The organism is Pantoea sp., assembly GCF_032114055.1.
Classification (GTDB): domain Bacteria; phylum Pseudomonadota; class Gammaproteobacteria; order Enterobacterales; family Enterobacteriaceae; genus Pantoea.
Genome location: NZ_DAMCTB010000004.1, coordinates 163209 through 171986, shown reverse-complemented (window position 1 = coordinate 171986; position 8778 = coordinate 163209). Strand labels below are relative to the sequence as shown.

Genomic DNA, 8778 nt, shown 5'->3' with positions numbered 1-8778 from the left:
GGGAACGGAAAATCATTTTCTGAAAACGCGCTTCGTCTTTGTTTTTTCATGTCAATTTATTGCTGAATGTGTCCATAAATGATGCTGAAAGATGAAAAAAGCAGCGTTTCAGGAACTTTATAGCGCTAAAAAAAATTTGCTAAATATGCGAGTCAGCCAGCATTTATTCGTGGCGCTGTTTAGGCAGTTCGACAGCAACCCGTTAAAAACGAGCAGGAAATTTGTGTTAAGTCGCTATTCGCAAAGCTGCCCGATGCCAGGAAAGTTCTGGAAAAAATTCGCGACGCAGTAAAAGTCGGTAAACTCCCGGTTTTATGGTTTATTCGATGTGGCTGCACGACGTCTTATAAGAGGTGCAGGGGCCCCTGACTCACGGCCAGTGCTACACTTTTCCGCTTTACCTTTGATGAATCTGACCTATGACCGCACTGGACGCTGCACAACAACATAAACAGCAGAGCCGCCTGAACTGGGGCACGCGCACCATTTTTTTGGTCAATGGGTTAGGCATGTCCGCCTGGGCACCACTGGTTCCCTTTGCCCGCGATCGCCTGCAGCTCAGCGGCGCCTCTCTGGGCGCTTTGCTGCTCTGTCTGGGAATCGGGTCGCTTGCCGCCATGCCGGTGACTGGCACACTGGTGGCGCGGTTCGGCTGCCGCCGGGTGATGGCCTTCTCGACGCTGTTAGTTTTGTTGATGATGCCGCTGCTGGCCACGGCAGATTCGCATCTGGTCATGGCGGCGGCGCTGATGCTGTTTGGTGCCGGGCTGGGCATGCTGGATGTGGCGATGAACTATCAGGCGGTGCAAGTCGAGCAGGCCGCCGGAAAACCCATGATGTCCGGCTTTCACGGCTTTTTCAGCCTGGGCGGGATTCTGGGCGCAGGTACGGTCAGTCTGCTGCTGAGCCAGTCCTTTACCCCGCTGGCTGCCACGCTGGTGGTCATGGCAGTCATGCTGATACTGCTGCTGTGGCGACTGCCGGTATTGATGAATGAGCGTCTGCACCAGCCCGATCAGCCCTGGCTGGTGATCCCGCGCGGCTGGGTCGCCTTTCTTGGCCTGCTCTGCTTTATCCTGTTCCTGGCAGAAGGCGCCGTACTGGACTGGGGCGCACTACTTTTGCTGCAGAATCCGGCCATGACGCCAGCTTATGCAGGACTGGGTTATGCGATCTTCTCGGTAGCGATGACGCTGGGGCGTTTCAGTGGCGATAAAGTCATTTCACGATTTGGCCGCTATCCGGTGATGCTGACGGGTGCGCTGACTGCGGCGGTGGGCATGAGCCTGGCCGTCTGGCTGCCCTGGCCGGCGATCGCCCTGCTCGCCTTCCTGCTGGTCGGCTTTGGTTTATCTAACACGGTACCGATGTTGTTCAATGCTGCGGGTAATCAACGGGATATGCCTGCGAACCTGGCGATTTCTGCCATGACAACGCTGGGATATGCGGGTATTCTCTCAGGTCCGGCTTTAATCGGATTCATTTCGCAATGGATCAGCCTCAGTGGTGCATTTTTAGTGATTGCCCTGTTGCTGTTAGCGGTAGCCGCCAGTGCGCGAAAAGTTGCGCGATAATTCAGGTACCTGACACGCTATGTTGTATAAGTTTCCACTGACCTCCGGCAACGTCACCCGCTTTTTTGTGGTTTTCAATCTGGTGCTCCTGCTGGCGCTGGGCTTCATGGTGCACAACTCGGTGAATGCCTGGCTCACCGGAAAACGGTATGCCATGGACGATCTGGCGCGTGACGTGCAGAAGCGCATTGACGCCTATCGCTTTGCGACCTGGCAGATCTATGAAAATCTCTCCACCAGCGCGGCGGGAGCGACACCCGGCAGCAATCTGCAGGAGACGCGACTGCGTCCTGATGTCTATTACCTGGAAAAAACCCGGCGTAAAACCGAAGCGCTGATTTTCGGCTCGCACGACAGTAGCACGCTGGATATGACGATGCGGATGTCGAACTATCTCGACACCCTATGGGGCGCGGAAAATCCCACCTGGTCTATGTACTTTCTCAACGGTCAGGATAACAGCCTGATTATGATCTCGACCCTGCCGCTGAAAGACATGGCGACGCGTTATAAAGAGAGTGCTATCAACTCCATGGTTGATGGACGCCGCGCGGAGATGCTGCAGCAGGCCAATGCGCTGGATGAACGGGAAAGTTTCTCGCCGCTGCGCCATCTCGCTTTTCAGAACGACCACTACTTTACGCTGCGCACGACCTTTAATCAGCCGGGCCATCTGGCAACAGTGGTCGCCTTTGATCTGCCGGTTAACGACCTGATTCCGCAAAACATGCCGCTGGAGAATTTCCAGTTGCGTCAGGACAGCACCCTGCCTGCCAGCAGCAGTGACCAGCAGGAGATGGAAAATACCCGCATTTCGCTGGTTAACCCCAATATTGAGATCACGGCGACCCTGCCCAGCACCTCGCTGCAGCTGGTCTATCAGGTGCCCATTACCCGCCTGATCCTCGACAGTCTCTACAATCTGCTCTGGCCGCTGCTGATTAACCTGCTCCTGTTCCTGCTGTCGCTGGCGGGGATCGTGCTGCTGCGTCAGCAGTCGCTGCGTCCCAGTGAAAACCAGAGCGCGGAACTCGACTCGCTGCGGATACTGAATGAAGAGATTGTGGCCAGCCTGCCGGTCGGGCTGCTGGTCTATGACTTTGCCAGCAACCGCACCCTGCTGAGCAATAAAATTGCCGAACATCTTTTGCCGCATCTTAATCTGCAGAAGATTATCAATATGTCCGACCAGCACCAGGGCGTGCTCCAGGCCACGATCAACAACGAAGTGTATGAGATCCGCCACGCCCGCAGCGTGCTGTCGCCCCATACGCAGCTGTTTATGATGCGCGATCAGGATCGCGAGCTGCTGGTGAACAAAAAACTGCAGAAGGCGCAACAGGTGCTGGATCGCAACCATCAGATGCGGCAGCAACTGCTGCATAATCTGGGCCATGCACTGAATCAGCCGCTGGAGAAGATGGTCGCCCAGCTGGTGCAGCTGAGTCAGCGTGACGCAGATGAAACCGTGCTGGATCTGCTCGATGAGAGCCAGGGACTGGTGCGACTGGTGGATGATATCGTTCTGCTGAACCGGCTGGAGGCGCACGACTGGTCACCGGATGCGACCGTCTTCAACCTCCAGGAGCTGCTGGATGAGATCGCGCTGGAGAGCCTGCCGCTGATGCGCCGCAAGGGGCTGTCGCTGGTGGTGAATAACCATCTGGCGAACGACGAGATGCGCTTCGGCGACCGTCGCGCCCTGCGCAAGGTGCTGACCACGCTGATGCACTATGCGCTGACAACCACCCGCTGGGGAAAAATCACCCTGGAAGTGAAGACGACAGAAAAGCAGCCCGACAGACTGCTCATCGAACTGGTTGATACCGGAGCCGGACTGACGGTGGATGAGCTGGCTAACGTTGATTTCCCGTTCCTGGGTGACACCAGTCAGGATCGCTACGGACAGGCGTCGGGTATGGCGTTCTTCCTGTGCAAGCAGCTCTGCAAACAGATGGGCGGCAGCCTCGATATTGTGGCGAAAGCGGATATCGGCACGCGCTACAATATGCAGTTGCCGCTGGTTCTGGAGCAGAAGCAGGAAGAAGAAGAGGAAAAAATTCTGGATGGCGTGACCGCGCTGGTGGAGATCACCGTAGAGGACGTGCATAAGATCGTCTGCCGCCATCTGGAAAACTGGGGAGCGCGTTGTCTGACGCCCGACGAGCGTATCTCCGGTCAGGATCACGATGTGCTGGTCACCGACGATCCCCAGAAGCTCAGCGGCTGGGCGCTGCTGCTGGCAGAGGATGAACTGGGGCATCATGCACTCAATGACCAGCAGTATCGGGTTAATTTCAATCTCAGCAATGCGCTGCTTGATGCATTGCTGGCCCTGATTGAGAAGCAACTGTCGTATGACGTGATGGATAATGACACGGAAGACGACGCAGCCACGCCATTGATGAGCGGCGGCTATTTCCAGCTGTTTACGGAGACAGTACCGGATGATGTGAAGAGACTGTATACTGAGTCGGCGGAAAAGGACTACGCTTCGCTTGCTCAGACAGCGCATCGCCTGAAGGGCGTGTTTGCCATGCTCAATCTGACGCCCGGCAAACAGCTTTGTGAAGAGTTAGAACACCACATTAAAGTGTGTGACGATTCAGACATTAAAAATACCACCAGTGATATTGACGCTTACGTCAATCAACTGCTGCAGCAAGGTAACCAATAAGATGAATAACTTAAACGTAATTATTGCCGATGACCATCCAATTGTCCTTTTCGGTATCCGAAAGTCTCTGGAACAAATTGAATGGGTCAACGTTGTAGGTGAGTTCGAAGACTCAACAGCACTAATTAACAATCTGTCCAAACTTGACGCTAACGTCCTGATCACCGACCTCTCTATGCCAGGTGAGAAGTATGGCGATGGCATCACGCTGATTAAATACATCAAACGTCACTATCCTGACCTCTCGATTATTGTTCTTACCATGAACAATAACCCGGCGATCCTTAGCTCCGTGCTGGATCTCGATATCGAAGGGATCGTGCTGAAACAGGGCGCACCAACGGATCTGCCAAAAGCACTGGCTGCACTGCAGAAAGGCAAGAAATATACGCCGGAAAGCGTGGCAAAACTGCTGGAGAAGATCAGCGCGGGCGGTTACGGCGACAAACGTCTGTCACCCAAAGAGAGCGAAGTGCTGCGTCTGTTTGCTGAAGGCTTCCTGGTGACCGAAATCGCCAAAAAACTGAACCGCAGTATCAAAACCATCAGCAGCCAGAAGAAATCAGCAATGATGAAGCTGGGCGTGGATAACGATATCGCACTGCTGAACTACCTGTCTTCTGTCAGCCAGACGCAGGTCGAAAAAGAGTAACGCGTTCAGGAGACGGTACAGCCGTACCGTCTCTCTCCTCTCCTGCCCTATTTTGCCCGCGTTTTACGTACCCGCTCTGCATAGATCGCCAGCGAACCTTTCAGCACATCCAGCGTCACCGGTTTCGACAGGCAGTTATCCATACCCGCATCCATACAACGCTGTTTCTCTTCCGCCAGCGCATTCGCCGTGACACCGATAACCGGGAAGAGATGGCCCAGCTGACGCAATCGCTGTGTCAGACGATAACCATCCATATTGGGCATGTTGACGTCGGTAAGTACGATATCAATCTCATTTCGGCTGAGGACATTCAGCGCATCGACGCCATCCTGCGCGGTCTTCACCTGGTAGCCCAGCGTGCCCAGCTGTTCCGACAGCAGCATACGGTTGATGGGATGATCATCGACAATCAGTACCATGATGTCATCGTTATGCACCTTCTCTTCGACCGGCACGGCAAGCAGCAGTGCATCCGCCGCATCCTGTCCCAGCGCAATCCGGTAAATGCGTGCCAGCAGCGCCGGAACCTCATGCAGCGTGGCGGTCGAGTGGACCCAGTGTCCGGGCTGACGTTCGCGCGGCATATCCACATGCGATCCATCAAAAGTGACCAGCGCACGCAGCGGCATATCGGGTACGAAATCGTAGTCGGTCATCACCACATCATCGGGGTCAGGCTTACCGTTGTACTCCGCCACCTGGATGCCCTGCTGCTGGATCTGCCGCGTAATGAAAGCAGCAAGGTAGTCGTTGCGCATCGCCAGCCAGACCTTCTTGTCCTGCAAATCTTCCAGCAGCAGCAGTGACGGCTTCTGCCCTTTGTAGATCGGAATGCGCACGATGAACTGGCTGCCCATGCCCGGCTCGGAGTCGACCTCGATATCACCATCCATCATATTGATGAGTTTTTCACAGATCGCCAGCCCCAGCCCGGTGCCCTGGAAATTACGCTGCACGCCATTCCCTACCTGGAAGAAGGGGTCAAACAGGCGAGGCAGCTCTTTGGCCGAAATCCCCACACCGGTATCACGCACGCGAAACGCCAGATAGCCCTGCTCCACATAGGCGTGCAGAATGATACAGCCGGTGTGCGTGAACTTGATGGCGTTGTTGAGCAGGTTCGAAATCACCTGCTGCAGGCGCAGCGGATCGCCATCCAGCACCTGCGGAACATCATGTTCAATAAAGCAGTAGAGCGTCAGCCGCTTTTTTACCACCAGCGACAGATAGTTACCGACGATATGGGTGACAATTTCCCGCGGAGCAAATGGACGCGGCTCAATCTTCAGCTGCTCCGACTCAATTTTCGAGAAGTCGAGAATATCGCTGATGATTTTCAGCAACAGGCTGGAGGAGTTATTCATCGCCGTCACCAGCGAATCAATCCCGCTGGGCAGCTCTTTGGTCTGCAGCAGATCAAGGTTTCCGATGATGCCATAGAGCGGCGTTCGCAGCTCATGGCTGACCGTGGCAAGGAACATCGATTTTGACTGACTGGCCTGCTCTGCCGCATGGGCCATCTCCTGCAGAGACTGCTCCATCCGCACACGCGCCGAGACATCAACCAGCACGCAGATCGCCACGTTCTCGTTACGATAGCGCGAATGAACAAAACTGATTTGCAGGTTGGTATTGCTGCCGGTCAGCACATCGACAAAGTTAACCTGCTGTCCGCCGATAATTTCATTCAGCCGCAGTCGGTCTTCCTGAGTCAGCAGCGTCAGATAGTTGTGCGCCAGCTCGTTACTCAGAATATTGGTGCCGTCACTGGTGCGTAAAATGCAGATCCCGACCGGCGCTGAAGCGACAATCTTACGGTTAAACTGCTCATGCTCCTCCAGCCGATGGGCATTCTCTTCCGCCGGCAGGAACATCCGGCGCTCAAATATCCAGGCCAGAGTAATCAGGATCACGGCGCTGAAAATATTAAGCAGCAGCGCGTTAATGATCATCAGCTTAAGCTGATCCACCATCGCGTCGGTCGGGATTGACCAGACCACGTTGAGATCTGAAGGCGGCAGTGGCTTTTTCAGCACCAGCTGGCGATACCCGTTCAGGTAGCCGAACCAGGTTTTATCATCAGGCAGATTAGTGAGCGAGAAGCCCAGTCCGCCACGTCGCGAATTCAGCAGCGGCCGATAATTTTCATCCGTAATCGAGGCGAGAATAGGCAGGCTGCCAGGCTGAATAAACTCATCCAGCCGGATATTCTGCTCAACACCCAGCAGCGCCTGTAACTTATTTGCCACATAAACCGGCACCATCATATAAAAGGTCCCGACGCCTGGCTGCGCGCTGCTGTTGATCCAGTACATCGGGTTACGACGATCTTCCTCGCTGCTGTTGCGGTAGCGCAGCACATTTTCACGCAGCGATTTCAGACTACGCTCCCGGTCGGCATTGCTGCTGCCGATGGTGAAGTCGGCCAGACATTGACTCTCGCCACCGATAAAGAACACCCGGTTCAGCTCATACGACGAGGCGAAGTTACTTTTCCAGTAATTGATGTAATAACTCAGGGAGTCGAGCGAATTGCGCCAGGTGTTACTCATCGCGGTACAGTCGCCATCGGAAAACAGCGGCGTAAACTGTGGCTGGGTGGCTTTGCCCGGCATGATGCCTGTCAGCACGTCCAGCCCGCTGCTGGCGTTGGTTAAGCGATTCTCAGTGATATATTTCAGCTCGCGTACCATGTCCGCTGAATGACGTACATACCACTGTATTGTGCCGTAGTTGCTGGCAAACTCCTGACGAACCTGCGTCTCTTTATTATGCAGCACGCTGATAATGTAAAACGCCGTCAGAACAGCGCCCAGCGTCCAGATTAGCAGCGCCAGCGCGCGGAAAAGATAACGCGAGATGCGAAGCGTAGTGCGGAAAGAGACAGGATATTTCAAAGGTAACTCGCAGTTGGCAAGGTTAGTCGCATCGTCGATTTTTAATGCTCATACACTAGCTTTATCGGGCGTAAAAAGCCAGCCAGCCGCAGGCTTAGCAGGTGGTTTGAGACGTTTTTAGGACAGCGTAACAACATCGTTAACGTCTGCATCAGGCAGTCGCTTCTGCCCCTGTAACAGACACCCATTTATAACAATATAAAGCGACGCGACTTCTGAAACGAGAACGATCCGCCCAAAGCCGGCTTACTGAAAGCGGCACACAAGCGACAACCAGAAAGACCCGGCTCAAAGTGCTTCATCCCCTCTCACATCAACTGCAAGTCCTTCTCAATACGCCAACCCACCTGAAGCGACACCAAAGCTCAACGAGAAAGACCCGCATGCCCGAAGCGCAAAGCGTCCACGCCAGGGATGGCGTGGCCGATCCGCAGGGATGCGGGCCTCCTTTGCGATCGGACGTGGCGGGCCTTTCGGCAGCACCCGGCTCACAGCATCCCATCACCCGCTCCGGACCGTCAGGAACCGGCCCCTTAAAGCGATACAAAAGCCTGAAACAGAAAGACCCGCCACGTCTGAAGCCAAAGCGTCCACGCCACGGATGGCGTGGCCGATCCGCAGGGATGCGGGCCTGCTTTGCGATCGGGCGTGGCGGGCCTTTCGGCACAACCCGGCTCACAGCATCCCATCCCCCGCCCCGGGCCGCCTGGAACCGGCCCCTTAAAGCGATACAAAAGCCTGAAACAGAAAGACCCGCCATGCCCGAAGAGCAAAGCGTCCACGCCAGGGATGGCGTGGCCGATCCGCAGGGATGCGAGCCTCCTTTGCGATCGGGCGTGGCGGGCCTTTCGGCACCACCCGGCTCACAGCACCTCATCCCCCGCCCCGGACCGTATGGAACCGCCCTCTTAAAGCGATATAAAAGCCTGAAACAGAAAGACCCGCCATGCCCGAAGAGCAAAGCGTCCACGCCAG

The 8778-nt window shown here is 55.2% G+C and carries 4 protein-coding genes; 3 read left to right on the top strand and 1 reads right to left on the bottom strand.

Translation table 11 applies throughout. The features are described from left to right. The first annotated feature begins 419 nt into the window (after positions 1 to 419). From RT657_RS09085 to rcsB, 3 genes are read left to right on the top strand one after another with little or no spacing between them, the layout of a single operon-like run. Positions 420 to 1574: an MFS transporter gene (locus tag RT657_RS09085; RefSeq protein WP_313653928.1), complete on the top strand. Its 1155-nt coding sequence runs from the start codon at positions 420 to 422 to the stop codon at positions 1572 to 1574. 19 nt (positions 1575 to 1593) lie between these two features. Beyond that, positions 1594 to 4251: a phosphotransferase RcsD gene (rcsD, locus tag RT657_RS09080; RefSeq protein WP_313653926.1), complete on the top strand. Its 2658-nt coding sequence runs from the start codon at positions 1594 to 1596 to the stop codon at positions 4249 to 4251. Position 4252: 1 nt separating this feature from the next. Then, positions 4253 to 4903, top strand: a complete 651-nt coding sequence (rcsB, locus tag RT657_RS09075) for a response regulator transcription factor RcsB (RefSeq protein WP_313653924.1) — start codon at positions 4253 to 4255, stop codon at positions 4901 to 4903. Positions 4904 to 4950: 47 nt separating this feature from the next. Here rcsB and rcsC read toward each other — a convergent pair whose 3' ends face one another. Beyond that, the gene (gene rcsC / locus RT657_RS09070; protein WP_313653922.1) at positions 4951 to 7803 is read right to left on the bottom strand and encodes a two-component system sensor histidine kinase RcsC; all 2853 of its coding nucleotides are present in this window, start codon (positions 7801 to 7803) and stop codon (positions 4951 to 4953) included. Positions 7804 to 8778 lie beyond the last annotated feature (975 nt).